This window comes from Exiguobacterium sp. s129 (assembly GCF_018617585.1).
GTDB classification, from domain to species: domain Bacteria; phylum Bacillota; class Bacilli; order Exiguobacteriales; family Exiguobacteriaceae; genus Exiguobacterium; species Exiguobacterium aestuarii_A.
This window is the reverse complement of sequence record NZ_JACSKL010000002.1, coordinates 250,142-277,065: the sequence shown is the minus strand read 5'-3', so window position 1 is coordinate 277,065 and position 26,924 is coordinate 250,142. Positions and strand designations below refer to the sequence as shown.

The 26,924-nt window shown below is 47.5% G+C and carries 26 protein-coding genes and 1 other annotated feature (1 of these 27 cut by a window edge); of the genes, 7 read left to right on the top strand and 19 right to left on the bottom strand.

What is annotated here, in order from left to right:
• Positions 1-20: 20 nt before the first annotated feature.
• From pyk to dnaE, 6 genes are all read right to left on the bottom strand, one after another.
• Complete coding sequence (pyk, locus tag KNO92_RS03825; RefSeq protein ID WP_214693235.1) at positions 21-1,763, bottom strand: pyruvate kinase; 1,743 nt, start codon at positions 1,761-1,763, stop codon at positions 21-23.
• A 93-nt stretch (positions 1,764-1,856) separates the two neighbouring features.
• Positions 1,857-2,825: a 6-phosphofructokinase gene (gene pfkA, locus KNO92_RS03820; RefSeq protein ID WP_214693237.1), complete on the bottom strand. Its 969-nt coding sequence runs from the start codon at positions 2,823-2,825 to the stop codon at positions 1,857-1,859.
• A gap of 160 nt (positions 2,826-2,985) precedes the next feature.
• Positions 2,986-3,936, bottom strand: coding sequence for an acetyl-CoA carboxylase carboxyltransferase subunit alpha (locus KNO92_RS03815; RefSeq protein WP_214693239.1), 951 nt, complete (start codon positions 3,934-3,936; stop codon positions 2,986-2,988).
• Entirely contained in the window at positions 3,914-4,768 is an 855-nt protein-coding gene (gene accD, locus KNO92_RS03810) for an acetyl-CoA carboxylase, carboxyltransferase subunit beta (protein ID WP_214693241.1), read from the bottom strand. Before accD ends, KNO92_RS03815 begins: the two co-directional genes overlap by 23 nt.
• Before the next feature lie 14 nt (positions 4,769-4,782).
• Positions 4,783-5,337 carry a FadR/GntR family transcriptional regulator gene (locus KNO92_RS03805; RefSeq protein WP_214693242.1) on the bottom strand — a complete coding sequence of 185 codons (555 nt, stop codon included), beginning with the start codon at positions 5,335-5,337 and terminating at the stop codon, positions 4,783-4,785.
• Positions 5,338-5,414: 77 nt separating this feature from the next.
• On the bottom strand, positions 5,415-8,582 hold the full coding sequence (gene dnaE, locus KNO92_RS03800) for a DNA polymerase III subunit alpha (protein WP_214760149.1): 3,168 nt from the start codon (positions 8,580-8,582) through the stop codon (positions 5,415-5,417).
• A gap of 102 nt (positions 8,583-8,684) precedes the next feature.
• Here dnaE and KNO92_RS03795 point away from each other — a divergent pair, with 102 nt between their 5' ends.
• Positions 8,685-8,876, top strand: coding sequence for a YtzJ family protein (locus KNO92_RS03795; RefSeq protein WP_074033430.1), 192 nt, complete (start codon positions 8,685-8,687; stop codon positions 8,874-8,876).
• 16 nt (positions 8,877-8,892) lie between these two features.
• Here KNO92_RS03795 and KNO92_RS03790 read toward each other — a convergent pair whose 3' ends face one another.
• Entirely contained in the window at positions 8,893-9,861 is a 969-nt protein-coding gene (locus tag KNO92_RS03790) for a DHH family phosphoesterase (protein WP_214693252.1), read from the bottom strand.
• Between the two features lie 75 nt (positions 9,862-9,936).
• Here KNO92_RS03790 and KNO92_RS03785 point away from each other — a divergent pair, with 75 nt between their 5' ends.
• Entirely contained in the window at positions 9,937-10,251 is a 315-nt protein-coding gene (locus KNO92_RS03785; RefSeq protein ID WP_074033432.1) for a YtpI family protein, read from the top strand.
• A 42-nt stretch (positions 10,252-10,293) separates the two neighbouring features.
• On the opposite strand, the gene KNO92_RS03780 is transcribed toward KNO92_RS03785, so the two are convergent.
• Positions 10,294-11,604 carry a DRTGG domain-containing protein gene (locus KNO92_RS03780; protein WP_074033433.1) on the bottom strand — a complete coding sequence of 437 codons (1,311 nt, stop codon included), beginning with the start codon at positions 11,602-11,604 and terminating at the stop codon, positions 10,294-10,296.
• 165 nt (positions 11,605-11,769) lie between these two features.
• On the opposite strand from KNO92_RS03780, the gene KNO92_RS03775 reads away from it, so the two are divergent.
• Entirely contained in the window at positions 11,770-12,867 is a 1,098-nt protein-coding gene (locus tag KNO92_RS03775) for a M24 family metallopeptidase (protein WP_214760148.1), read from the top strand.
• Positions 12,868-12,909: 42 nt separating this feature from the next.
• Here KNO92_RS03775 and KNO92_RS14805 read toward each other — a convergent pair whose 3' ends face one another.
• Genes KNO92_RS14805 through KNO92_RS03765 form a run of 3 tightly spaced genes read right to left on the bottom strand, consistent with a single transcriptional unit; the run spans position 12,910 to position 14,356 of the window.
• Positions 12,910-13,296, bottom strand: a complete 387-nt coding sequence (locus KNO92_RS14805) for a metallophosphoesterase family protein (protein ID WP_251127066.1) — start codon at positions 13,294-13,296, stop codon at positions 12,910-12,912.
• Positions 13,203-13,619: a metallophosphoesterase family protein gene (locus KNO92_RS14800; RefSeq protein WP_251127059.1), complete on the bottom strand. Its 417-nt coding sequence runs from the start codon at positions 13,617-13,619 to the stop codon at positions 13,203-13,205. Before KNO92_RS14800 ends, KNO92_RS14805 begins: the two co-directional genes overlap by 94 nt.
• An 11-nt stretch (positions 13,620-13,630) precedes the next feature.
• Positions 13,631-14,356 carry an SDR family oxidoreductase gene (locus KNO92_RS03765; protein WP_214693257.1) on the bottom strand — a complete coding sequence of 242 codons (726 nt, stop codon included), beginning with the start codon at positions 14,354-14,356 and terminating at the stop codon, positions 13,631-13,633.
• 183 nt (positions 14,357-14,539) lie between these two features.
• Here KNO92_RS03765 and KNO92_RS03760 point away from each other — a divergent pair, with 183 nt between their 5' ends.
• Entirely contained in the window at positions 14,540-14,977 is a 438-nt protein-coding gene (locus KNO92_RS03760) for a universal stress protein (RefSeq protein WP_012726732.1), read from the top strand.
• A 52-nt stretch (positions 14,978-15,029) separates the two neighbouring features.
• Here the strand turns inward: KNO92_RS03760 and KNO92_RS14905 are convergent, their stop codons facing one another.
• The 4 genes from KNO92_RS14905 to tpx all read right to left on the bottom strand — a co-directional run bounded on the left by KNO92_RS14905 (position 15,030) and on the right by tpx (position 18,813).
• A complete protein-coding gene (locus KNO92_RS14905) occupies positions 15,030-15,626 on the bottom strand; it encodes a 3D domain-containing protein (RefSeq protein WP_214693259.1) in 597 nt (198 codons plus the stop codon).
• A gap of 377 nt (positions 15,627-16,003) precedes the next feature.
• Entirely contained in the window at positions 16,004-17,215 is a 1,212-nt protein-coding gene (locus KNO92_RS03750; RefSeq protein ID WP_214693261.1) for an acetate kinase, read from the bottom strand.
• A gap of 119 nt (positions 17,216-17,334) precedes the next feature.
• Entirely contained in the window at positions 17,335-18,228 is an 894-nt protein-coding gene (locus tag KNO92_RS03745) for a class I SAM-dependent methyltransferase (RefSeq protein WP_214760147.1), read from the bottom strand.
• Between the two features lie 96 nt (positions 18,229-18,324).
• Entirely contained in the window at positions 18,325-18,813 is a 489-nt protein-coding gene (gene tpx, locus KNO92_RS03740; RefSeq protein ID WP_214760146.1) for a thiol peroxidase, read from the bottom strand.
• A gap of 149 nt (positions 18,814-18,962) precedes the next feature.
• On the opposite strand from tpx, the gene KNO92_RS03735 reads away from it, so the two are divergent.
• Positions 18,963-19,781, top strand: coding sequence for an NAD kinase (locus tag KNO92_RS03735; RefSeq protein WP_214694006.1), 819 nt, complete (start codon positions 18,963-18,965; stop codon positions 19,779-19,781).
• 53 nt (positions 19,782-19,834) lie between these two features.
• Here the strand turns inward: KNO92_RS03735 and KNO92_RS03730 are convergent, their stop codons facing one another.
• Both KNO92_RS03730 and ezrA read right to left on the bottom strand, forming a co-directional pair.
• The gene (locus KNO92_RS03730; protein ID WP_214760145.1) at positions 19,835-21,406 is read right to left on the bottom strand and encodes an amidohydrolase; all 1,572 of its coding nucleotides are present in this window, start codon (positions 21,404-21,406) and stop codon (positions 19,835-19,837) included.
• A gap of 74 nt (positions 21,407-21,480) precedes the next feature.
• The gene (ezrA, locus tag KNO92_RS03725; RefSeq protein WP_214760144.1) at positions 21,481-23,211 is read right to left on the bottom strand and encodes a septation ring formation regulator EzrA; all 1,731 of its coding nucleotides are present in this window, start codon (positions 23,209-23,211) and stop codon (positions 21,481-21,483) included.
• Between the two features lie 235 nt (positions 23,212-23,446).
• Here ezrA and KNO92_RS03720 point away from each other — a divergent pair, with 235 nt between their 5' ends.
• Together KNO92_RS03720 and rpsD are read left to right on the top strand one after the other, a co-directional pair.
• Positions 23,447-23,929, top strand: a complete 483-nt coding sequence (locus KNO92_RS03720) for a GAF domain-containing protein (RefSeq protein WP_214693271.1) — start codon at positions 23,447-23,449, stop codon at positions 23,927-23,929.
• A 222-nt stretch (positions 23,930-24,151) separates the two neighbouring features.
• The gene (gene rpsD, locus KNO92_RS03715; protein WP_074033444.1) at positions 24,152-24,751 is read left to right on the top strand and encodes a 30S ribosomal protein S4; all 600 of its coding nucleotides are present in this window, start codon (positions 24,152-24,154) and stop codon (positions 24,749-24,751) included.
• A 35-nt stretch (positions 24,752-24,786) separates the two neighbouring features.
• Here the strand turns inward: rpsD and KNO92_RS03710 are convergent, their stop codons facing one another.
• Positions 24,787-25,413, bottom strand: coding sequence for a GTP pyrophosphokinase (locus tag KNO92_RS03710; RefSeq protein ID WP_214760143.1), 627 nt, complete (start codon positions 25,411-25,413; stop codon positions 24,787-24,789).
• A 96-nt stretch (positions 25,414-25,509) separates the two neighbouring features.
• Positions 25,510-26,757 carry a tyrosine--tRNA ligase gene (gene tyrS, locus KNO92_RS03705; protein ID WP_214693275.1) on the bottom strand — a complete coding sequence of 416 codons (1,248 nt, stop codon included), beginning with the start codon at positions 26,755-26,757 and terminating at the stop codon, positions 25,510-25,512.
• Between the two features lie 47 nt (positions 26,758-26,804).
• Positions 26,805-26,924 (bottom strand) — a binding site (T-box leader) (it continues 78 nt past the right edge of the window).

Sequence of the window (26,924 nt, the reverse complement as noted above, 5' to 3'; positions counted from 1 at the left end):
CCGGTTCGATTGTCGTTCAATTATGCGTTGTAGATTTTACCTGTGAGTGGGTCGATTGAAATCATCTGACCGTCACGAAGTGAAGTTGTAGCTGTATCCACACCTACGATGACTGGCTTACGGAGTGATGGTCCAACGATACCAGCGTGGCTCGTCAATCCGCCGTCTTCCGTGATAATTCCAGCCGCTTTTTCGATGGCAGGCATCATTTCTTTATCTGTGAATGGCGCGACGAGAATCATGCCGTCTTTCGCTTTCGCGTTTGCTTCTTCCGCATTTTTCGCGACAACGACTTCTCCAACGACACCGCGCTCACCGATTCCACGTCCGTCTGCGAGAGCATGACCGACGATGTGGACTTTCATCATGTTCGTCGTACCAGCTGTCGCCGCAGGAATACCAGCTGAGATGACAACGAGGTCACCGTCAGTGACGAATCCAGCGTGACGTGCTGCTTCTGATGCTTGAACCAACATTTCATCCGTGTTGTTTGGCATCGTCTCAGCAACGATCGGGTATACGCCCCAAACGAGGTTCAATTGACGAGCAACGCGCTCTGATTCAGTGACTGCGATGATGTTCGCTTCTGGACGGTATTTCGCCGTACGAGCAGCTGTGTATCCTGATTGTGTTGGCGTCAAGATTGCTTTCGCGTTCAAGTTGATTGCTGTGTGAGCAACCGCTTGTGAGATCGCATCCGTTACCGTATGCTCACTGCGCTTCTGACGATCTTTCAACAAGTTTTTGTAGTCAAGCATACGCTCAGTGCGTTCTGCGATTGCAGCTTGCATTTGAACTGACTCGATTGGGTAGTCCCCTGCAGCTGTTTCACCAGAAAGCATGACTGCATCTGTTCCGTCCAAGATGGCGTTTGCTACGTCAGATGCTTCCGCACGTGTCGGACGTGGGTTACGTTGCATCGAGTCGAGCATTTGCGTAGCAGTGATGACCGGCTTACCGAGGTCGTTACACTTCTTGATAAGTTCTTTTTGAACAGGTGTTACTTCTTCTGTCGGGATCTCGATACCGAGATCACCACGAGCAACCATCAAGCCGTCAGAGATTGCCAAGATTTCTTCGATGTTATCCACACCTTCTTGGTTCTCGATTTTCGGGTAAATCTTGATGTGTGACGCGTTGTGTTTTTCAAGAAGTTGACGAATTTCTACCACGTCAGACGCACGACGTACGAACGATGCTGCGATGACGTCGATGTCTTGTGAGATACCGAACTCGATGTCCGAGATATCTTTGTCTGTGAGGGCAGGAAGGTTTACCTTGACGTTTGGCAAGTTAACACCTTTCTTCGTCTTGATGATTCCTTCGTTTTCGATTACGCAACGGAGGTCGCGGTTCGGAAGTTTTTCAACGACACGGAGTCCGATGAGACCGTCGTCGAGCATGATGTGTGAACCGACTTCTACGTCTTCGTAAAGACCTTCATACGTTACAGAGAAACGATCTTTCGTTCCGACGATTTCTTCGCTTGAAACGATTGTGACTTCTTTCCCTTTTTCAAGAAGAGCTTTTCCATCTTCAAACGTATGTGTACGGATTTCTGGACCTTTCGTGTCAAGAAGGACTGTGACCACTTTCCCAGCTGCTTTCGCCGCTTCACGGATGTCACGGATACGTGCACCGTGCTCCTCATAGTCACCGTGTGAGAAGTTGAGACGGGCAACGTTCATTCCAGCTTCAATCATTTCAGGAAGACGCTTCTCAGAAGCCGGTCCAATCGTACATACAATTTTCGTTCTACGCATAATATAAAAACCTCCTAGGGGATATAGTGCAACTTACATACAGAAAACGGGGGGCCATAGACCTGATCCCGTCTCTGCAACTTCTTAAATCGTTTAGATCGACAATTGGTTGACGAGGTCAATCAATTGCATATCGATTGTGTGCTTGTTATGGTCGAGCGCCTCATCGATATCAAGATCCATCATCTGGTTATTACGGATTCCGACGACGCGGCCCGCTTTCCCTTCAAGAAGAATCTCGACAGCGTAAGCACCCATACGGCTGGCAAGTACACGGTCTGCAGCAGTTGGGGAACCACCACGTTGGATGTGTCCGAGAATCGTAACACGTGTTTCTGAGTTCGTCTTCTCGGCAATCAATTTGCCGATTTCTTCAGCACTTCCGGCACCTTCAGCAACGATAACGATTGAGTGCTTCTTACCGCGCGCAATCCCGTGGTTGATTCGTTCCACGATTGCATTCAACTCTTCTGGACGTTCTGGGACAAGAATCGACTCCGCGCCACCAGCGAGACCAGAATAAAGCGCGATATCACCAGCATCGCGACCCATTACTTCAATCACATACGTACGTTCATGAGATGAAGCTGTGTCGCGAATTTTGTCGATTGCGTCAAGCGCTGTGTTGAGCGCTGTATCGAAACCGATTGTCGCATCCGTTCCCGGAATATCGTTATCAATCGTACCAGGAAGGCCGATTGTTGGGAATCCGAGTTCCGTCAATTTTTGAGCTCCGCGATAAGAGCCGTCTCCACCGATGACCACGAGGGCATCGATATTAAACTTCTTCAACTGTTCTACTGCTTTTGCACGTCCTTCTTCAGTTCTGAATTCAGGACAGCGTGCAGAGCGAAGGAACGTACCTCCACGTTGAATGATGTCGCCGACTGATCCAAGGTTTAATTCGACTAAATCACCTTCGATTAATCCTTGGTAGCCGTTATACACACCGTACACTTCAAGACCTTCGAAAATCGCTTTTCGGGTCACGGCACGGACAGCAGCGTTCATTCCAGGAGCGTCTCCTCCGCTCGTTAATACCGCAATACGTTTTAAATTCACGTCACTCACCTCTTATGTGTTTTAACGAAATCTGAAAATAAAATACCATGTCTGACCTTTGTTTTACAACACAAGTATGTGAAAAAAATGCATAGGGTATGTTACAAAGCAGTCACTTGATGAATGAATAACTCTATATTCAAAGCCATTGTTACCGTTTTCACTCACTAATTGTGCCAATTTGATGATATTTGGTCGCACGTCCTTGAATAAGCTGAGAAGTCGACAGATCGAGCAACTCGTTCATGTGCTGTAATAATACAGGTTTCAAGAGTGATGACTGTAATGACACATCGACATGCGCGCCCCCATACACTTCCCCTACAACTTCATCCACAATCCCTAGGTTGAACAAATCTTGTGCTGTAATTTTCATTGTTTCTGCTGCACGTTCTGCTTGTTTGGCATCTTTCCATAAAAGTGCCGCTGCACCTTCTGGCGAGATGACCGAGTACGTACTATTCTCAAGCATCAACAATCGGTCGCAAACACCAATTCCAAGCGCACCACCAGAACCGCCTTCTCCGATTACAACGGAAACGATCGGTACTTTCAACGTCGCCATTTCAAACAAGTTTCGAGCAATCGCTTCACTTTGACCTCTCTCTTCAGCGGCTTTCCCTGGATAAGCCCCTTTCGTGTCAATGAATGTCAAAATCGGACGGTTGAACTTCTCGGCTTGCTTCATGAAACGCAAAGCTTTTCGGTATCCTTCAGGATGAGGCATCCCAAAATTCCGCTTCATGTTTTCTTTCGTATTCCGACCACGCTGATGCCCGATGATGGTCACCGGAACACCTTCGAATGTCGCAAGTCCCGATACAATTGCCGCATCATCATACCCGTGTCGATCGCCATGGAGTTCCATGAAATCAGGGAACATATGATGGATGTAATCGAGTGTTGTCGGACGTTTCGGGTTTCGCGCCAATTGTACGCGGTCCCACGGTTTCATATTCCCATAAATATCTTTTTCTAATCGGTCGAGCTTCAACTCCAGGTGACGAATCTCACGTGATAGGTCAATCCCTTTCGTTTCGGCTGTCTCACGCAATTTGTTTAACTGTTCGGTCACTTCTTTGATTGGGTCAAACATGTCGAACACCCCCATCGTGTAATCCGATCATTTTCTTCAAGAACGAACGCATCTGTTCACGATGGATGACCGCATCCAATTGTCCAGACTCGAGTAAGAACTCTGCCGTCTGGAAGTTTTCCGGAAGTTTTTCCCGAATCGTCTGTTCGATGATTCGTCTTCCCGCAAATCCAATAAGCGCTCCAGGCTCTGCGACGTTTAAGTCGCCAAGCATCGCAAAACTTGCTGAAACCCCACCTGTCGTCGGATGTGTCAAATAGGCGATGTAGAGAAGTCCCGCCTCATCATGTTCTTTTAAAGCGATGGACGTGTTCGCCATCTGCATCAAACTGACCATCCCTTCTTGCATTCGTGCGCCACCTGACGCCGTGAATAAGACGACCGGAAGACGAAGTGATGTCGCTTGGCGAACAGCAGAGGCAATCGCTTCGCCTACGTAAGCACCCATCGACCCCATTCGGAATCGAGCATCCATCACGCAAACGACGAGTGGTAGTCCATCAATCGTCGCTTTTCCGCAAACGACCGCTTCTTCAATCCCGGTCCGTTCACGGTCTTTATTCAACTTTTCTTCGTAATCCGGAAAATCGAGCGGATTCGCTTTGACGGAAGGTCCCGCAAACCGTTCGAAAGAACCTTCATCGACGAGCATGTCGATTCGTTCCTGTGCATGAAGCGGAAAATGGTAGCCACAGTCACATACCTTATGGTTTTCGTTCAACTGTTTTGTATAATGCATATATTTACAAGATGGGCACTTCGTCATCAATCCCTGTGGAGCGTCAATTTTTGGTTCTCGTTGACGCAACGGCATATATCGTTTCGGTTTCTTGAAAAAAGCAGTCATCGCTTCCCCCTCGTTCATTCCGGCATCCCCATTCCACGCCACGTCTCGACAAAACGCTTACGTTCTTCGAGCGTATATAACTCCCCAACATCTAGTCCCTCAAAAAATCGGTTCACTTCGCTCCAAATCCTGATGAACAAGTCATTCTTCAACTGAAAAATGAGTTGCTGACGAAACGTTCGATCCTCTTCGATCACTGCCTCTAATTGAGCTAGTCGCTCCATCGTCGGCTCTACTTCCGAAAACGCCATTCGCTCTAACAGTCTAAGCATTTCGATGATATCGGTCGCTTTCGTCTGTTTCGTGACGATGAACTCCGACAAAATCTCGATGTAGCGATGTCGGTCCTGTTCACATAGGAAAGTACCCCCGCCGCGCCTTGTCTCGACGATACCTAAAAAACTCAATGCGCGTAACGCCTCACGAACGGAGGCACGACTAATAGCTAGCGTCTCCGCAAGTTCACGTTCGGATGGAAGTCGATCCCCCGGGACCAGTGACGATTGGACAATTAATTTTCGTATCTTTGAAATATTTTCGTGAAATGTGGATGCGTGTTTTTCATGCATCTGACCGTTCAACTCCCTTATTTGGATCACTTATCAATCTTAAGTGGTCAGACCAATTAGTGCAATTATATCATCATTTAGGACTTGGTACTAGTTTCTGGACCAACCATTTTCATATCGACTCGTTTTAAGACAACATTCTCTTCTCCGAATCGCCTCTTCGCCTCTGACACATATTCCTCGTTCGGGTTGATTGCAAAAGCGGATGCCAGTTGTTTCACTTCTTTTGAATCCGTGAACCGACAAACGACCGGAACGTCACCCTGTGCACGCTGAATCCAATCTTCTAGTTCAGAGAATCGATCTAACGTGAGCCTTACGAACAAAGCTTGACCATGTAATGGGCGCACTCGTTCGACAATCAATTGTTTGCGTCCATCTCGCTCGTTCGAATGGACTTCAAGCAACAAAATGTTTCCTACGTAGAGGGAGCGACTGAACTGGGCAAAGGTTCTTGGAAAGACGACGACTTCTTCTTGCGTCACCCCATCGTCTACCATCATGACACCCATCCGCTCTTGCTTTTTCGTCATAAACGTACGCACGTCATCCACATACACGACTAGATACCCGTTCGTCCCGTGCAGAACGTCTTCAATCGTGGAGGGCTCAATTCCCACGTCCGGAATCGTCGTAAGCGGCGAGTGCACAACCCATGTTCCGAGTGCTTCCCGCTCTTCTTCAGACCAGTTTGGTTCTTTCGCTTTTTTCTGCTTAAGCCCGAGTGATGATAGTTCATCTGGTAAGAAGTGCGTACCAGCCTCTTCACGTAAACGTTCGACTGCTTCAAACGCACTCGTCCGATCACCGTGATACATTCGGTCAAGCGCTCCAGCTCCTAGCAAACGTCTCAACTTGAGTTGATCTTTACTCTTCCATTCCATCGCTTCTTGAAGAGTCCGGACGTCTTTTAGCTGTCCATTCAGCTCGATGAGTCGTTCGACGTCTCGTTTCGTCAGTCCTTGAATCGCTTTAAGCCCAAGACGGACGCCAGGACCTTCAAGTGTCGCATCGGCATGACCGTGCAATACGTCTGGCGGATACACAGGGATTTTGTCTTTACGCAATAGTCTCACGAGTTGACTTGTCTTCTCCGACGTCACGACATGGAAAACACGTGGATAATGCGCTTTGACGTAAGCCAATCGATAACTGATCAAACTGTAGGCGACCGCATGGGAACGGTTAAACCCATACCCTGCAAACTTTTCAATCCAAGAGAAGATTTGTGACAAGACATCTCGGTTCTTTCCTTCAGATTGACGTAAAAACCGCTCTCGTTCTCGTTCAATCGTACCGGTATCTTTTTTGGCAATCGCTCGTCTGATTAAATCCGCCTCGGCATATGAATATCCACCGAGTTTTCGAAGAAGTCGCATGACCTGTTCTTGATAAACGAGCACGCCATATGTCGACTTCATGATTTCTTCGACGTCCGGGTGAATCGGTTGATATGGCATACCATGTTTTCGTTTTGCATACGTTTCAATAAACTGCATCGGTCCTGGTCGATAGAGCGACATCGTCACGACGATATCCTCAAACTCTGTCGGTTTGACTTGGCGCAACGCCTGTTTCATACCCGACGACTCAAACTGGAAGATTCCGTCCGTCTCTCCTCTTGCTAACAATCGGTACGTTCGGGCGTCATGTAAGGGAATGGTCTTTAAGGAGAACATCGCGTCACTCTCGCGGGCCAATTCCTCCATTTGACGAAGGCGAGTCAAGTTTCGGAGCCCGAGCAAATCAATTTTGAGTAGTCCGATTTCTTCCAAATCCTTCATATTATATTGGGTCACATGATCCTCGAGTTCGGGTTGAAGTGGTGTCACGTCTTCAATCGGTTGACGACTGAGTACAACCCCAGCGGCGTGTATGGATGATTGACGTGGCAACCCTTCTAGCTGTTTCGCAATCCGAATCAACTGTTGACGCTTCTGGCTACCTGCGAACCATTTCATCTGTTTTGGATTCGCCATCAATTCGTCCAACCCACCTGATTTCACTTGTTTACTTGCAGCCTGCCCTTCTTCTAACGTCATGCCGAGCGCCCTCGCGACGTCACGGATGGCCGCCTTTGCCCCAAAGGTTGCGAGTGTACCAATCTGCGCCGCATGAGCCTCCCCATATTTCGATAGCACGTATGAAACGACTTCTTCCCGACGCTCATCTTCAAAATCTAAGTCAATATCCGGCATCGAGACGCGTTCCGGATTGAGGAACCGTTCAAATAGGAGGCCATAGCGAACTGGGTCGACTTCTGTAATGTGCAGTGCAAAACTGATGAGCGAGCCGGCCGCCGACCCCCGACCTGGACCGACCTCGATCCCGGACTCACGGGCGAATCGGATGATATCTTCGACAATCAGGAAATACGAAGAAAACCCGGTCTTGGCAATGACGTCAAGCTCAAACTTCGCTCGTCCGATATACGGCTCTTTCATCAGTTCCATCGCCTTTAACCGTTCACCGACGAGCCGCTTCAACTTTTGATCAGCGTCCGGTAACTCTGGAATCGCGCCTTCCGCTTGTGGAAGCTGCTCGAGTTGAATCAGTGCTTCAAATCGCTCAAGTTCGCCCAGTTCATCTGCGGTGAACCAGTCGTTCATTTCGCTTGGAAGCCGCACGTGCAATCCTTTTTGACGTACATCCTCCTCTGACATCACTTCGCCTTCTCGAATGGCAGAGATTGCCCGGAAACCCTCCACATCTTCAGGTCGCATATATCTCGTTTCAGGGACCGGAATCAATTGGACGGCAAGCTCTTCTCTCATCATGCGAAGTTGCTTTAACAGCTGTACCTGTTCTGTCGTCTGCGGTGCCGGGAGACCGAGCCATAGTCTGTTCTCGTCTACAAAAGACAGCAGTTGATGATAATGACGACGTCGATGGACCGGGTCGCTCGCTTTCCAGTTTTCCGGTAGGACAATGAGGGGCATCGTCGTACGTTCATCGATCCCGCCTTTCTTGATGATTCGGTATTGCTCTTGTAGTTCTGCTTCGTTCGAAGCATAAGCAAGTACCGACACATCGAGCCCGTCTAGTCGAAGGACGGTTCTCAGTCCGATGAGCGGCTTCACCCCATAGCGTTTGCAGTAGGATAGAAACGACGGCACACCATAAAAGGCATCGTCTGCGATGGCGACCGCTCGACTCCCTCGCTCTGTCATCTGCATCACATATTGTTCTAGTCGAATCGTGCTTTGTAGTAAGCTATAAGCAGTTCTGACATTAAGATGAATCATCTTCGTCCTCCTCTCTATTTAATGATATTGTCAAACTCAATTCTCCACTTCTCTGATACAATAATTATAGACAAAACTCACGACAAAAGGGGGCAAAAGCGTATGATTATCAATCGGGGACAAATTGCGCGCGATAAGTTAGAAAAATTACAGAACGGTCAAACCGTCTTTGCGGACAGTCCTGAAATCATCGACCGACTTCGAAAGTATATTGCAGAATATCAACTCGATGTCGTCGAAGATGTGACCGACCGCGGCACGTGGTTTATCCCACAAGAGAACGGAGACAAATGAAGAGAGCTGACCGCGGTCAGCTCTCTTCATTTTCTTCAAACGTGAACTCTCCTGCGACTTCATTCAAAGCAGCAATGACGTCATCCATTTCATCCCACGTGTTAATCGTGGCACCTGACGCCATCGGATGGCCACCACCACGGTAACGCTTCGCCACTTCATTGATGACAGGTCCTTTCGACCGAATCCGGACACGAATCTCTTCTTTGTTTTCGACGAACATGACCCAACATTTCAATCCTTCGAGGCCAGAGAAGCTATTGACGAGTTGCGATGCCGCTTCCGGGGACGCATGGAACGTCCGGAGCACATCTTTATCAATCTTCACATACCCGACGCCTTCTTCTGTGACATTGACGTGCTGTAACACATACCCTTGTAACTGTAGCGTCGCTAAGTTGGTCTTATACATGTGTCGGTACAGTTTGTTCGTATCGATGCCTTTGTCAATCAATCTCGAAGCAATCTCAAACGTACGTGCCGTGGCATTACGGAACTGGAAGCGCCCCGTGTCACCTACGATACCGGCATATAATAAGAATGCCGCTTCTTGATCGATCGGATAATCCCAAATGTTCGCCAGCTCCACAATCATCTCGGACGTCGAACTGACCGTGGTGTCCACGATTTGTGTCATCGCATACGGGTCTTCATCAGGGTGATGGTCGATTTTAATGATTGTTTTTCCTTTTAACGCATATGGTCCATCGATTCGTTCCTGATTCGCTGTATCTAGAATCAAAACGAGCGCATCCTTATACATTTCTTCCTCAACGTGTTCCATCTTTCCTAAAAATTCAAGGTCGGGCACCATACCGCCGACTACATAGATCTTTTTATCCGGATGAACCGACTTTAAAATACGTTGGAGCCCGAGCTGGCTCCCCAATGCATCGGGGTCTGGTCTGACATGTCGATGAATAAAAATGGTGTCAGCCGCCTCGATTTCTGTTTTGATTGAATCCGCTTTCGCCCATGCCCACATGATGATTCCTCACTTTCCTACACACTATTATGGTATGATGATAACAGATTACGAGAAAGAAAGGGGTTCCTTCACTTGCAACTTGTCATGATTGGACTCATTTTGTTTGCGCTCGGAGCGTACCTTGTCTTCAAGCGTCGTGCTTTTTTGACAAAGACGCCAAACCGTAAAGCCTTGTTCAATACACAAGCTTTAATCTGGTTAAGTTTATTCCTCGCGCTATTCGCCGCGAACCAAATGGTTGGTGGATTCGGTTTGAATTCATCGGTCGGTTGGATTGTCAGTATCGTCATGTTGGTCGTCGGCTTAGGCAATGCGGTCGTTGGATTTATCCGTTACCGTAAAATCTATCCGCTCGCCGCAGAAGAACCGACGAATACACCTTCATAAAAAGAGAGCACCCGCTACTCGTGTAGCCGGTGCTCTTTTAAGTTACCGATCAATCAACTGTGCCGTGACAAGCGCCTTGGCGACAAGTTGTGTACCTTGTGTCATCTCCACATCAACTTTCCCGAACTTCCGCCCAAGATCGAAGACGTTTGCCGACACTCGAATCTGACTCTCAATCTGAATCGGTTTCATGAAATAGACGGTGATGTTCTCGACCACCAAATCCCCTTTTTTCATATGACGCAGACTGCGCGTCGCCCCTTCGACTAACAAAGTCGTCAACACACCTGATGACGCGGTCCCCATATGGCTCGTCATTTGCGGAGCAACCTCGACAGTAAACGCCGTACCGTTCGACGCAGGATCTTCTTTCAATTGGTTCGTGATCATGTTGTCGAACGTTTCACCGACTTGCGGCTGACGATTCGCAAGCTGCAACGCCTTCAACACATCTTGACGACTGATGATTCCGAGCAAGCGACCATAGTTATCGACGACAGGGAGCATCTCAATCCCTTCCCATACCATCTGGTGCGCAGCGTTGGTCACGCTCGTCTGGACGCCGACCGTGATCGGGCTCTTTGTCATGACTTTCTCGATATCATAGTCGTGCGATTTGTCGATTACATCTTTCGCAGTAATCACCCCGACCACCTTCATCTGCTCATCGATGACCGGATAACGATTATGCTTCGTCCGCTCATTCAATTCGTGCCAACGTTTCACCGTGTCATCCGACTTCAAATAAAACGTGTCATGAAGCGGGATGACGATGTCCGAGACAAGTAGAATCTCTTTTTTGATGAGGCGGTCATAAATCGCTCGGTTGATCATCGTTGCGACGGTAAAGCTGTCGTAAGAAGTCGAGATGACGGGCATATCATACTTATCCGCCATTCGCTTTACTTCATCCGTCGTATCAAATCCCCCTGTGATCAACACGGCCCCTCCGGACTGCAAGACGAGTTCATGCGCCTTCTCCCGGTTTCCGATGATGACGAGTGAATCGACATCGATATAACGCATCATCGCTTCCAATTTCATGGCGCCGATGACAAATTTAGATAATGTCTTATGCAAACCATTTCGTCCACCCAACACTTGTCCGTCGACAATATTGACGACTTCGGCAAATGTCAGCTTCTCAATATTCTCTTTTTGTTTACGCTTGATCCGAATCGTCCCTACACGTTCGATGGTAGAGACGAAGCCTAGGTTCTCAGCTTCTTTGATGGCCCGATAAGCCGTACCTTCTGATACAGCTAACTCTTTGGCGATTTGGCGGACCGAAATTTTTGACCCAACATCGAGTGACTCGATATGTGCTATGATCTGTTCATGTTTTGTGGTCATACGCGGAGTCCCTTCTCTCAATACATTTTCTACTCTTTCTAGTATACTGTATCAGTCAAACTTGTTCAAACTGTACTAATCAAATTGCAACATTTCCTTTCTGTTTTCGAAACAGCTATAATAGACGAGTAGTCAACGTAAGAGTGAGAAGGGAAGGGATTCATCTTGAATCAACGCACCAATCAAATTGCACAATCTTTAGCGACGAAAGGATTAGATGCAGCATTCGTCACATCAAAGGCATCTGTATTTTACTTCTCGGGAGTATACGCAGAAGCACACGAGCGGCTGATTGCCATCCTCGTCCTAAAGAATGGGACAACTGCCATCATTTGTCCTGCCCTTGAAAAAGGAATTGTCGAAGCGAGTGACTGGTCAGGTGAAATCGTGACGTACATGGACCACGAGAATCCGTGGGATAAAATCGTCAAGTTGTTCCTCGATAACCAAATCGTTCCTGAGCGTATCGGGATTGAAGGCGAGCATTTGACATTCAATCGTGTCGAGCAACTCCGCGCTGGTTTTGCCGGATTGTCGATTATCGATTTGACAGACGAACTCCAAACGTTACGCATGATCAAATCACCGGATGAAGTACGTATAATGAAACGTGCCGCTGAACTTGCAGACATGGCAATCGAAGCAGGAATTCGGTCACTTCGTGAAGGCGTGACCGAGCTCGAAGTCATCGCGGACATCGAATATGCAATGAAACAACAAGGCGTTCGTGAAATGTCATTCGACACACTCGTATTGTTCGGTGAAAACAGCGCTGACCCTCACGGTGTACCAGGTAACAACCGTTTGAAGAAAGGCGATTTCGCCTTGTTCGACCTCGGTGTCGTCTGGCAAGGGTATTGCTCGGATATCACCCGAACGGTAGTCTTCGGTGAAGCGAGTACGAAACAACGTGAAATTTACGAAACGGTATTACAAGCAGAAGAAGCAGCGATCGAGATGGCGAACGTTGGTACGACGCTCGGAGCGGTCGATATCGCAGCCCGTCAAGTCATCACGTCCGCTGGATACGGTGAGTACTTCACGCACCGTATCGGTCATGGAATCGGAATCGAAGTTCATGAACATCCATCGATGGCGGCGAACAATGACATGACAGCCCAAGTCGGGATGACGTTTACGGTCGAACCAGGTATTTATCTACCGGGCGTAGGTGGTGTCCGCATCGAAGATGACCTCGTCATGACAGAGAGCGGTCCGATTACGTTGACGAGCTATCCGAAAACACTTCAAGAGATTCAATAAGAAAAAGGTGGGGTCCAAGGACCTCACCTTTTTACGCACTCTTCAATAGAACAATCGGAACATGACGTCGCGTTGCGGAACTTCATAACGTTCCATTTTTTTTAGAAATGTTCGTTTGTCATAAGGCACAGCCCGCACATCAATCTGCATCCCATTTTCCCCGTCTGACAAAATCGCGAACCGCGCAAGTTCATCTCGTGCTACACCGAGCGCACCTGGATTGACGTACCGCTTCTTCTCGTCTTGGAATAGGTGAACCGGGTGGTGATGTCCAAATAAGATGACATCCCCATCGTACTCTCCATACAACCGTTGCATGTTTTCAAGTGTCGGCTCTAGAAGATCATGGAATGGTTCTTCGACGATGGTAGCTTGACGCTTTTCGCTCGGGATGTGGTAATGGATACCGAATGCCTTCTGACTAGCCAACTCACCCGTGATTGTCCGCGGAAGAGACCCAAGAACATCCACAGATGACGCGCGACCCACTCGTGATGCGGTCGCGTATGCGCATAGCTTTCTGGATGTCCCTTTCCGGCTAAAAGCGAGACGACCGCTTCATCATGATTACCGGAAATCATGTGTGCCCCGCGGTCAATCAATCGCTCCATGACCGCGTTTGAGTCCGGACCCATCGCAATCATGTCACCAAGTGACCAGATGATGTCGACCTGCTCTGTATCTAACGCATGAAGGACTGCCTCTAGCGCCTCTAGATTTCCGTGAACGTCAGTCACAACGCCAATCTTCATCGCTCTCCCCCTCACTTTCGATACTGATGGACAACGTTGACCCCGCCGGTCACATCGATGACGGCGCCCGTAATCATATCTGATTCCTCATGCAACAGGAAGGAAATGAGTCGTGCGATATCCTCTCCAGTTCCGTGTCGTCCGACTGGAGTTCCTTCATCGATTTCCGCCTCCTCGATACGCATCTCTTTTTGAGATCCGACGATGTTTCCTGGATTGACCATATTTGCCGTAATCCCAAAAGGCGCTTCCTCAAGAGCGACCGATTTCGTCAAACTGACGAGTGCCGTTTTTGCTGCCGCAAACGCTGAACGGTGAATCCATCCGGGAGCTGATGCACTTTCCGGAAACCCGTATGAGATGATGCGCCCGAAACGATTGGAGCGCATCGAAGGAATCGCGCGACGCATCAACCAAAACGAGGCAGACAGGTTACCTGTCACCACTTCATCCCACTCCTCATCCGTCAATTCGACGAGCGGTTTCCGTTCAAAAATGTATGGACCCGCATTTAGAATCAAGGCATTCGGTTCACCAAACCGCTCGACCGCCTCCTCATAAGCCGAGAGCAGTTGTTCGCGGTTCGTCAATCCTGCCTCGATCATATGTATCCGCTCATGTTCCCAATCAATCGGATTCCGCTGCAATATACTGACGTGCCACCCTTCTTGCAAAAGACGTTCTGTCACGACACGCCCAATCCCTTTCGCACCAGAAGTAATCATTACATGTTTCATCGTCCAACCTCCTCCGCCTTATTTTACCCGTTCTTTCACGTGAATTCCAAACTTGGACATGTCGTGAACAATTCTATGAAAAAATTCACTCCTTTTCATGACGAAAAAGCGTGAAATTCGAAAGAAGTGGTATACTATATATGTAAGCCGAACGTATAATTCGAGCGAAAGGTTGGGATTTACATGGCAATTGTATACAAACACATTCTATCTGCCGTTGACGGCTCTAAAGAGGCGGAACGTGCATTTGAGACCGCAATCGATGTCGCCATTCGTAACGAAGGGAAACTGTATGTAGGTCACGTGATTGACACGCGTACATTCGCGACAGTTGAAGCCTACGATCGGACGATTACCGAACGCGCAGAAACGTATGCTAAAGAGTTACTCGAAGACTATGTGAACCGTGCCAAAGAACGTGGCGTGAAAGAAGTCGAGACCGTGATCGAATACGGTTCTCCAAAAGTGACAATCGCTAAAAAGATTGCTCCTAACCATGATATTGATCTTATTATTTGTGGCGCGACTGGGTTGAACGCTGTCGAACGCTTCTTTATCGGAAGTGTTTCAGAAAGCATCGTCCGCTATGCGAAGTGCGACGTGCTCATCGTCCGTCAATAATCATTTATTCTCGAAAAAGGGGTCTTGCGCAATCGCAAGACCCCTTTCTTTATTACAACACCTTGACCGTAACCGTTTTACGACCGAATTGAATCGCCGCACTGTGCGAATACATTAAGATGTCGATTTTATTTCCTTTGATGGCGCCGCCAGTATCTGCAGCCGTATAAGTTCCTAACAACTTGCTTCCTACGTATACTTGAACTTTCGTTCCAAGTGGAATGACACGCGGGTCGACCGCGATCACATTACGTTTTTGTTTACGGACGTCCCAACCGAGAGCCGTTTTCCCAGAACAACCTTTGCAATAAGGTGTATACGCCGATGCTTTCATCGTGTACGTTTTGCCGACAGACTGTTTCTTCGCTCCTGTTGTCGTGACATAACTTGTCGCAACCCATGCTTTTTTCTTTTTATAATAAACTTGTGTCCAGGCTCCTTTTGAACCTAAACGTTGCAATTTTTGACCTTTGTTTAACTTACCTAAAATTTTTGTACCCATTCGTGCATCTGAACGGATATTTAAATCGTTCACTTTACTAACGACATAAACTTTATTTGAAGAGGCAGCTTGCACTTGCGATTGTGGCAGGAAAAGCGTTGAAACTAAAATCGTAATTAGCATCATCCATCCTAACTTTTTAAGCATGCAATTGTTCCTCCCTTAATTCAGATCGTGTCATCGATGAATTTCACATCGAATATTTCGTCCAGATAACTATATGATGAAATATGTAGCAGTGCCGTTACACTTACGGTTCATTTAAATGTCACGAACGTTACAACTTGATGTCAAAACAGCCGATTCTTTGCTTTAAATTGCACTTCCGAAACGAAGTAGCGATATTTATATAAATAATCATCCAATATATGGTTTTTTCATGACTCAAATGTTACAAAACGATATAAAACATGCACCCATTGTTACAAAGCGAAAATTCATTTGTCCTATTCATCCTCTAGCACGTTAGGAAAAAAGACTCAAAAAAACCCACGTTACGCGAGGTAACGTGGGTTTGAGTGATCTTATGCGTGCTCTTCAACGAGGTTTGCAATGCGAACCGTATCACGAGCGATGACCAATTCTTCGTTCGTCGGGATGATGATGACCTTAACTGGTGAGTGTGGGTAGTTGATGAACAACTCTTTGCCTCGTGCACCATTGTTAAGTGAAGGATCCCAGTAGACGCCCATGAATTCGAGACCACGGAGGATACGCTCACGGATGACATCCGAGTTTTCACCGACACCGGCAGTGAAGATGATGGCGTCGACACCATTCATTTCAGCAGCATATTGACCGATGTAACCGTGAATACGGTTTGAGAAGATTTTGAGAGATACTTCTGCACGGTGGTTTCCTTCTGCAGCCGCTTGCTCGATGTCACGTAAGTCACTTGAAATACCAGAGAGACCGTAAACACCAGACTCTTTGTTCATGACGTTCAAGACGTCCTCAGCAGACTTCCCTGTTTTTTGCATCAAGAATGGAATGAGGGCTGGGTCAAGCGAACCTGAGCGAGTTCCCATCGTGATTCCTTCAAGCGGTGTGAAGCCCATTGTTGTATCGATTGAACGACCACCTGCAACGGCTGCGATTGACGCACCGCTACCGAGGTGACATGAGATTAAACGCAAGTCTTCGAGCGGACGACCGAGAAGTTCTGCTGCACGTTGTGTCACATACTTGTGGCTAGTCCCGTGGAAACCATATTTACGAACGCCGTGCTCTGTATAGTATTCATACGGAAGACTGTACAAGAAGTTCTCTTCTGGCATCGATTGGTGGAATGCCGTGTCGAATACCGCAACTTGTGGAACGTTTGGCAGAATTGCTTGGAAAGCACGAATCCCAGTCAAGTTTGGTGGGATGTGAAGTGGTCCGAGCTCTGTGAAAGACTCGATGTTCTTCATGACTTCGTCATCGATTACAACCGAATCCGCATACAACTCTTTCCCGTGTAACACACGGTGACCTACGCCAGAAATTTCATCGAACGATTGAATGATATCAAGTTCGATCAGTTTCTCTAACGTCAATTCAACCGCTTCTTTGTGCGTGTGAAGTGGCGTGACCACGTTGAACTTCTGTCCTTCACCGTACTTGATTGTAAAAATTGCATCTTCTTTCCCTACACGCTCAACCAATCCAACTGCGAGCAACTCTTCCGTTGGCATCTCGAGTAACTGGAACTTGAGCGATGAACTACCAGCATTGACTGCCATAATTTTCGTCATGTCATACACCTCTTACCTTTCGTTTTAAACGCGTTTCTTTATCTGTTCAATTTAAAACTGATAACTGTATCATAATGAAGATACTTGATTTTGAATACCTTTTTCAAGTGTTTTGTCTATTATTTTTGCGTTGTTTTGAACCAATCATCAATCTGTTTCACTACATTGGCAACCGCTCGAACGTCCGTGAACGACGGAAGCTCAACGAATAAGGCTTGTTTCGGACGTGTGACGCCTTCCCCTACTTTTTGAAGGAGCAACAAACTTTTCGCATAGCGTTCATCTTTAAACATCGTTGTCGGAAGTTGGATCACACCTTTGACAACCGCTTCACGGTCCATCCATTGTTTTAATTTCCCTTCATCATCCTGTTCAAACAAATTGTTCGGAATGACGAACAATCCGTGTCCACCCGGTTTCGTATGACGGATCGCCTGTTCCATCATCAAGAAATGAGAATAGGCATGTCCTTCATTACGTTTCATGTCGTATTCGGCCGCGACTTCATCATTTGGGTAGTAACCGATCGGCAAATCCGCAAGTGACAGGTCGCTCGGTTCGACAAACAAGGGGGCGAGCGCGTCTTGATGGAAGTATGAAACCGGCTCTCCTAATAAATTGCTGATCGAATAAGAGAGACGAAGCAACAATTCATCGACTTCGACCGCTTGTGCCGTTGCTTCTTTCAATTGCGAGAGGACCGCATGTGTCAATGTGCCTGTTCCGCTCCCGAGATCGAGAATCGTCGCACCATCTTTGAGGAGCTTCGTTGCCAAGTAGCCCATGAACAAACTGACCGCATCCGGAGTCGGTTGGTTGTTCGGTGGGAGTTGCGTCGTTTCTTCAAGCACGAGTAGACTGACAGCTTTCCGCACGTCATCCATCTTCTCATTTTCGATGTCGACATGGTCAAACACTTGCACGATTGCCTCAATCGGTAATACATCAAGGTCGTTGACAAGTTTTTTCGCTTCTTTCTTCCAATCACGATACAGTTGTTCAAAACGTTCCATTTTCGTTCATCCTTTCCATACAAAACCGGCCCCCATAAGAGGACCGGTCGGTTCACGTACTAGTGTAAGCTATTTTAATCAATTTCGCCAAACGAATCAATTCGCTTGTTCGAATGCCTTAAGCGCTGCTTCGAAATCAACTTCGTCCGTCATTTCATCCATATATTGAACATACTGGACGACGTCGTTTGAATCAACGACGAACACAGAACGAGCGAGGAGACGCATTTCTTCGATTAATACGCCGTACGCTTTCGCGAATGATAGATCACGGTGATCAGAGAGTGTGACCACGTTGTCAAGACCTGAAGCTGAGCACCAACGACGTTGTGCGAATGGGAGGTCGTTCGATACAGTCAAGACCGTTCCGCCAAGTGATGATGCTTTCTCATTGAATTCACGCGTTTGTGCGTCACATACGCCTGTATCAATTGAAGGAATGACACTGATTAATTTTTTCCCCGGATAACTTGCTAATGTCACTTCTTCTAAAGCTGTCGTCAACACTCGGAAGTCAGGAGCTTGGTCTCCCACTTTCACTGGATTTCCTTGTAATGTCACGTTGTTCCCTTTAAATGTTGGCATGAACTCATCCCCTTTGTTGTAGTTACCTTCTCATCATATCGATGAAATTGAGCCTTTGACAAACTTCCTGCTTTTGGCTCTGTTTCAGTTTTCCCTATATTGGTTGAAGGAAACACGTTATAATAAGGGGGACACCATTGACAAAGGGGATGACTCAGATGAGAAATAACGTCTATTTGTACCATCGTAACGTCAACGAATTCACTAAAGAAGTGAAGAAGCTAAAAGAAATCGGGGAAAAACACGGGTTTAACATTGTCAATCAACCAGAAGATGCGAATATCATCGCTGCGGTTGGTGGAGACGGCGCCTTTTTACAGGCTGTTCGCTATACAGGCTTTCGTCAGGATGCTATCTATGTCGGATTCGGACGCGGATTGAACGAGTTTTATTGTGACTTTGACATACATAAACTCGATGAAGTCGACCGCCTCTTCTCGGACAACTCGACGCGAATCGAAGAAGGTCTCGAAGTACGCAAATATCCACTTCTCTCCGCATCAATCAACGAATCGACACCGCTTCTTTGTTTAAATGAAGCTTCTATTAAATCGAGTATCATCAAATCACTCGCGATCGAGGTATATATCGACGACTTGCACTTTGAGACATTCCGTGGGGACGGAATGGTCGTGTCGACTCCGACCGGTTCGACTGCTTATAACAAATCGTTGAGCGGCGCGGTCGTCGACCCACTTATTCCATGTATGCAAGTCAGCGAGATTGCTTCGGTCAACAACAACCGTTACCGCACACTCGGCTCTTCGTTTATCGTACACGAATCACGCAAGCTATCTCTTCGCATCGTCGAGGACGGAAACGATTACCCGATCATCGGTATGGATAACGAAGCACTCAGCTTGAAGTACACGGACCGGATCGATATCGAACTTTCTGACAAAGTCATCAAGACCGTCAAACTTCGCACAAACTCGTTCTGGCATAAAGTACAACGTTCATTCTTCTAATCAAGAAGAGGAGCCGGTTGACCCTAATTAGGATCAATCGGCTCCTCTTTTATTTACGATGTAACGACTTCCGCCTCATATACCGGTTTTCCTTCGACGACCGTCATGGCTAAACGATTGTGAAGAATGTCCTCCCCTTGTAATTGGAAGAAGTCCTCGTCCCACACGGTGAAGTTCGCGTTGTAACTTTGAATCAATAACCCGTTTCTTCCGTGCGTACCCGTGGCGACATGAGGTGAATACGTAAAGCTACGAAGTGCCTCATACATCGATAGACGCTCACTCGGATTTAACGTGCTCGAACCCTTAAACGACTGTCTCGCCACCGCTCCGAACACCCCTTTCCGAACATCGACGGATGAAATCGGGGCATCACTTCCCCCTAACAATAATGCTCCCGTATCAAGAAGTGACTTGAAGCGATACACATCATGAACGCGTTCATTCCCTAACCGTTCAAACAACATATCTAAGTCGTCAGAAAGAAAGACCGGTTGCGCATCGATTAGAACAGGCAGGGATTTGATACGCTGGATCAAGGAATCGTTCAATAAGGAAGCATGGATAATCCGGTCTCGCGTCCCTTTTTTAGCTGGATATTTCTCAAGCAGACTGACAAACTGTTCGACGGCCGCATCCCCAATCACATGAGCCGCCACGTTCATCCCGTACGTACGCGCCTTTTTCACGAGTGCTTCCAAATGATCCGGCCGGTGCACTTCGATCCCTCGCTGAGCCCGGTCATCAGCATACGGCGCTGAGAGCAGCGCTGTCCGCCCCCCGAACGAGCCGTCTACGAACAGTTTCATCGCCCCAAAGTCAAACCGTTTTCGTTTTGTCATCGCATCATGTTGAATGACACGGTCCACGACTTGTTCATGAACGAGAAGATGTGCTTGGAACGGTAATTCATCCAACACGTCCTCATACGCTTGAATCGTCTCTAGCGGGTCACCATGATAAAACAAGTCCTCGGTGTGGGCACCAACAATCCCGTATGCGAACAACGAATCGATGGCACGTCGGAGTGAGGCAGCATTTTTCTTCCGATTCCCACTCAGTTCTTTATATAAGAGGTCGAGCGCGGCATCATACAGGACACCGTTCAACTTCCCTTCCTCATCCCGCCCGAGCTTCCCGCCTTCGATGACCGTGTGATGAATCAAGCCGAGGCGCTCGAGTCCTTTCGAGTTCACGACCGCAACATGACGGCAGACACGTTTCAAGACGACGGGACGATCCGAAATGACTTCATCAATCATGTCTCGCGTCGGCATTTCACCCAGTAATCGATCATCAAATCCTTCTGCGACCACCCATTCATCATCTGACCCTTGTTGTTTCATCGTCTCAAGTAATTCTCGAAGGTTGGTCGCCTCGCTTGCATCGACACGGTCTAGCGCTTCCCCGTAACCGACAAGGTGAATGTGCGAGTCTGTGAAAGCAGGATAGACACTCTTTCCTTCTAAGTTCACAATCTCTTCAATCCGACCGGCGTATGTACGACGGAGATGACCCTCTTCGCCCATTTTTAAGATTCGTCCATGCTCCACAAACATGGCCCGCATCATTTCACCCGGTTTATTCAACGTATAGATGTTCCCATTAACCCATAACGTACCCATCTGACGATTCCTCCTTGATTGAAAAAAGATTGACGTCTACGTTTTTCCCGTTTCCGTCAATCTTCATGCATCGTTTATTTTTTTAGCAGTTCTTGCTGTTCTAACCCTTGATCAACGCGTCGACGAATCTCATGCGCCCCATCTTCTTCGAAGCGGCCGAGCACACGCTCACCGATTTCAACGGCAGTACCATACTCTCCGTGCAAAAACTTGTTTTCTGCGAGTGTCAAAGCGATGTGCACTTCGTTGTCACGACGACGGAATCGGTTGGCGTATTGTAACAACTGTTCAGCATATGTCACTTGACGAATCAGCGCATGGACACGGTCGCGGAAGTGATCCATCATTTCTTCTACATCATGACTGAGTCCGACGATATAAGTCATATTGAATGGCGCTTTATCGAACTGTTCATCTAGAGACTGGACGCCTTTTTGAAGTTGACGTAAGTCGTTGGATAAATCGTTCGGGACGACAGGCATCGCGCTTTTCGCCAAGAGGCGGCGGTGCGCAGACAATTCTTTCTTCCACGTTTCGAGCTTATGTCGTACTTCGAGTTCTTCCTTACGTAACGAATTCGTGTCCTCGATGAATCGCTCATGCATGGCATTGAATTGATCGAGCGAACGTTTCGCTTCTTGGACTTTCGATTTAATCATGCTATACGGCAACATTTGGGCGACGAGCGCTTGCTCGATATCAAGTACATTCGCCGTGAGCGTCGTCCGTTCGCGTTCTAACTGTTCAAACTCCTCGCCGACACGAGCGTTGATCTCATAATTACTGACGAGTCGAGACATTTCTGTTTGCAGGTTGCCCATGATTTCGGAAGACTGGCGTTCACGTTCCTGAATCGTCGCAAATTCCTTCTTCACATATTGGCGTGCATCGACTTCCGTTCGGAACGCCTCAAACAGCTGGTCGATATCGGAACTCAACTGTTGCATGTCCTCTTCGAAATGATCAAATTCCAATCTTTCGATGCGAGCCATCAGTTCCTCACGACGTTCTTCCGCTTGATCGATTTCTTCCATTAATCCGAGCGGTTCGAGCGCATACCCGTCCATTTGCATTTCTTTATGTCCAGCCCGTAACTGTTGAAGTTGTTGTTTCAACTCTACTTGGACTGTACGTACGAATTGCGGGATGATTCGAATCAATTCACGGATATGACCGACTTGGTTCGATAGGGATTGTCCAGTCTCGAACGCCTCAGAGACTTGACCGACTTGTTTCAAGTTGATCATTTCACTGCGCTTCGCCTCAGCGGCGGCAATCTCTTGCTCGACAAGCGCGTACGTCGGGCCGAACGCATGATTTTGTGAATTCAATGTTTTGCGGAACTGATACAATTCTTTCTCGTCTTGCTTCACGATGTCCATGAGCGAAGTGTGGTGTGTCGTGAACTCATCCATCTCATCGAGCATGGCGTGTACCATCGTCTCGAGTTCTTCGATAAGTTGTTCTGTCGCATTCAAGTCCGCCTTCACTTTCATAAAGCGATATTTGTCCAAGTCTTCCTCGGCTCGGTATAGCGCTTCATCGATTTGACCTGCATGCACACTGACCAACTCATCCCAAGATTGATGCCAACGATCGAACTTTTCTTTCGTTTCCCCTTCCATTGGCCATTGCTTGAACTTCTGAAGTTCAACCGGGATGCTCGCGCTGAGCACACTCTGTTTCCTCATATCCAAGTCATCGATTTTTTGGTAAAAATTCCTTCGAATGAGCATACTCCCCAACATGCCGCCTAATACGACGACGATGATTCCAATGATTAACCCATAAATTCCGTAATCCATCTTTGTCACAACCTCCAAGCCGCTTTCGTGGACTTATGTACCTTATATAAAAAAGAAGTATTTTATAAGAATAGATATACCTAATCATATTATAGAACCAATGATTTGCATAGGTTTTCCAATGGTTTCAGTGGAGATTGTTCATTTTTTCTGAACTTTCTAGCAAGACAAATCCGAAATTAGCGTGTACCATAATGCTAAATTCTAAAAACAAGAAAGATGGAGGGGATTCAATATGTTCCAAACAACATCCTATTCAGGTGATTTAGCTGCCGGTTACGATCTATTAAATAAACAGCTCGCTGCTCTATTAGAAGGCGAAACAAATGCGGTCGCCAACCTTGCCAACGCAAGTGCTTTACTGAACCAATTTTTAGATCGAATCAACTGGGTCGGCTTTTATGTGACAGACTCTGAGGATAGCCTCATTCTCGGTCCTTTCCAAGGTCTTCCAGCTTGTGTGCATATCGCGTTCGGAAAAGGCGTTTGTGGAACAGCGGCGTCTACACAGGAAACGCAGCTCGTCGCTGATGTTCATCAATTCCCAGGACATATTGCGTGTGACGCGGCTTCAAACTCTGAAATCGTTGTCCCACTCGTACGGGATGGGAAGACAATCGGTGTCCTCGATATCGACAGTCCAGAATTCGATCGTTTCTCCGAAGTCGATCGTGTTGGACTCGAACGTTTTTGTGAGACGCTACTTCGCTTTATTTGATTGACAAGCCTTTACTTTCATCGTATACTCATCTTTGTGCATGAAATGACGATAGCAGTCATAGACAAACGTATCCACCTTTCGGGCCTCGACTTAGTCGGAGGGGCATCTCGTAGCTTCGCTATCAAGTGAAGGTGCTTGCACCTTGAAAGGGGCGTTACTCGTCTTTGACACCGTTGTTCTTTTGTGCAAAATACATGAACAACAAGGAGGAGTCCAATCATGGCTCGTTACACAGGTCCAGCTTGGAAACTCTCGCGTCGCTTAGGCATCTCGCTTAGCGAAACGGGTAAAGAATTAGTAAAACGTCCTTACGCACCAGGTCAACACGGAAATGGTCGTAAGAAAATCTCAGAATACGGTCTTCAGCTTCAAGCGAAGCAAGCACTTCGTCACATGTACGGAGTGAACGAGAAGCAATTCCGCCGCATCTTCAACGATGCTGGTAAAATGCCAGGCATCCACGGTGAGAACTTCATGTTCTTGCTCGAATCACGCCTTGACAACCTCGTTTACCGTTTCGGCCTCGCTCGCACACGTCGTGGAGCACGCCAACTCGTCAACCACGGTCACATCACAGTTGACGGATCACGCGTAGACATCGCGTCTTACCGCGTAAAACCAGGTCAAGTAATCGCAGTTCGCGAAAAGTCGAAAAACGTGAAAGCAATCGCTGAAGCTCTTGAAGTAGCACCAGCTACAAAAGACTTCGTATCGTTTGACGCTGAGAAACTCGAAGGTACATTCGTACGTCTCCCAGAACGCGCTGAACTCAACGACCAAATCAAAGAGCAACTTATCGTCGAGTACTACTCACGTTAATGCTTTTAATCCCCTTCTTTACGAAGGGGATTTTTTTATTTCTTCAGAATTTCTTGTCGAATGCGTCCCATCTGCGTATCGAGGGCATCGGCCATCCGTGACGCCTCAATGAGTTCTTCTTTCGACGACTCCGGTACCTCGTGCTGATATTTATATTGAAGTTTATGTTCCGTCGCCGCCCAAAAATCCATGGCAAGCGTACGAATTTGAATTTCAGCCGGTACCCAGATGATCCGCTCGGCCAAATAGACTTTTGTCTTCACGATCAGATGTAAACTCCGATACCCGCTCGGCTTCGGATGTTCGATGTAATCTTTGATTTCGATGATGTCCAAATCATCCCGTGCCTCTAAATGACGCAAGATCTCATAAATGTCATCACGGAAGCTCGTGACAATCCGAATCCCCGCCACATCATGGACGCGTTCCCAAAGTGCAGACACCTCTAGAGGTAAGTCTTTCCGCTTCATTTTGCGCACGATGGACGGTAACGTCTTCATTCTCGTCTTCACGTGTTCAATCGGTGAATAACCGAGTCGCGTCTGCCAATCCAAGTCAATGATTCCGAGATCGCTCTCGAGCTCCGTGATCGCCATTTCATAATATCGAAAGTGTTCGCGCCATTGATGGAACTGGTCGCCGAAAAATTCTTCAATCTCCATCGTCATCCCTCCTATCTCCTCATTTTATCAAATCCGAATAACATAGAATGTACAAAAAACGTCCATTCCTCAACAAATGAGGAATGGACGTGATGATTATACGTGACGAATCACAAAGTACTTTTTCTTACCGCGACGAATGATTGTAAATTCACCGAGTGTGTCTTCGCGCGTGACGACTTTATCAAGCGCTTGTTCGCGTTCGCCGTTCAAGTAAATCGCTCCGTTCGTCACATCTTCACGTGCCTGACGTTTCGATGGTGAGATCTTCGCCTCGACGAGGAGGTCGACGATGTTGCGCTCGCCGTCAAGCTCGAATTGCGGCATTCCTTTGAAAGCATCTTCCATGTCTTCTGGTTGAAGCGACGTCAAATCTCCGCTAAAGAATGCTGTCGTGATGCGTTCCGCTTGTTCAAGACCTGCTTCACCATGGACGAGCTTCGTCATCTCTTCTGCGAGACGGCGCTGCGCCACACGCTTCTCAGGTGCTTCTGCCACTTCAGTCGCAAGTGCTTCAATCTCTTCATGCGACATGAACGTGAAGTATTTGATGAACTTGATGACATCTGCATCGTCGACGTTGATCCAGAACTGGTAGAACTCGTATGGTGACGTCTTGTCAGCGTCTAACCAGACCGCACCGCCAGCTGTCTTCCCGAACTTCTGTCCGTCCGACTTTGTGACGAGCGGAACCGTAAGTCCGAATGCTTTTTCTGAATGGCCGAAGCGACGAATCAATTCAAGACCTGCCGTGATGTTCCCCCATTGGTCACTTCCACCGACTTGAAGACGACATTTCTCTGTCTCGTATAGTTTCAAGAAGTCGTAAGATTGAAGCAACATGTATGAGAATTCTGTGTACGAAATCCCGTTCTCCATGCGTGAATCGACAGAATCTTTCGCAAGCATGTAACTGATTGGGAAGTGCTTCCCGATGTCGCGAAGGAAGTCGATGATTGACATCTCTTCCGTCCATTCGTAGTTGTTGCGAATCGTGATCGGGTTCTCCCCTTCAAGTGGAAGGAATCGGCTCAACTGGTCTTTGATGCGGTCCGAGAAGAGTTTGACCGTATCCAATGTGTTCAATGAACGTTCATCCGAACGACCAGACGGGTCTCCAATCATACCTGTCGCCCCACCGACGAGCGCGATGACCTGATGGCCTGCTTGTTGGAAACGTTTCAGCGTCAAAATCGGGAGCAAGTGCCCGATATGAAGCGAGTCAGCTGTCGGGTCAAATCCCGTGTACAACGTCGTTGATTGTTTCAGTTGTTCTTTCAATCCTTCTTCATCTGTCATTTGGTTGACAAGCCCTCGAAACTCTAAGTCTTTTAATAATTCCATCTGTTCCACTCCTTCAATTGACATAAAAAAACGTCCCTTCTCATATGAGAAGGGACGGAGATTCCGCGGTACCACCCTACTTGTCGCAATTTGCGACCGCTTGAGCGAGAGATAACGGTCTCGAACCGGCATAAAGGCACGCTCAAAAAGTGTAATTCATCGTTTGG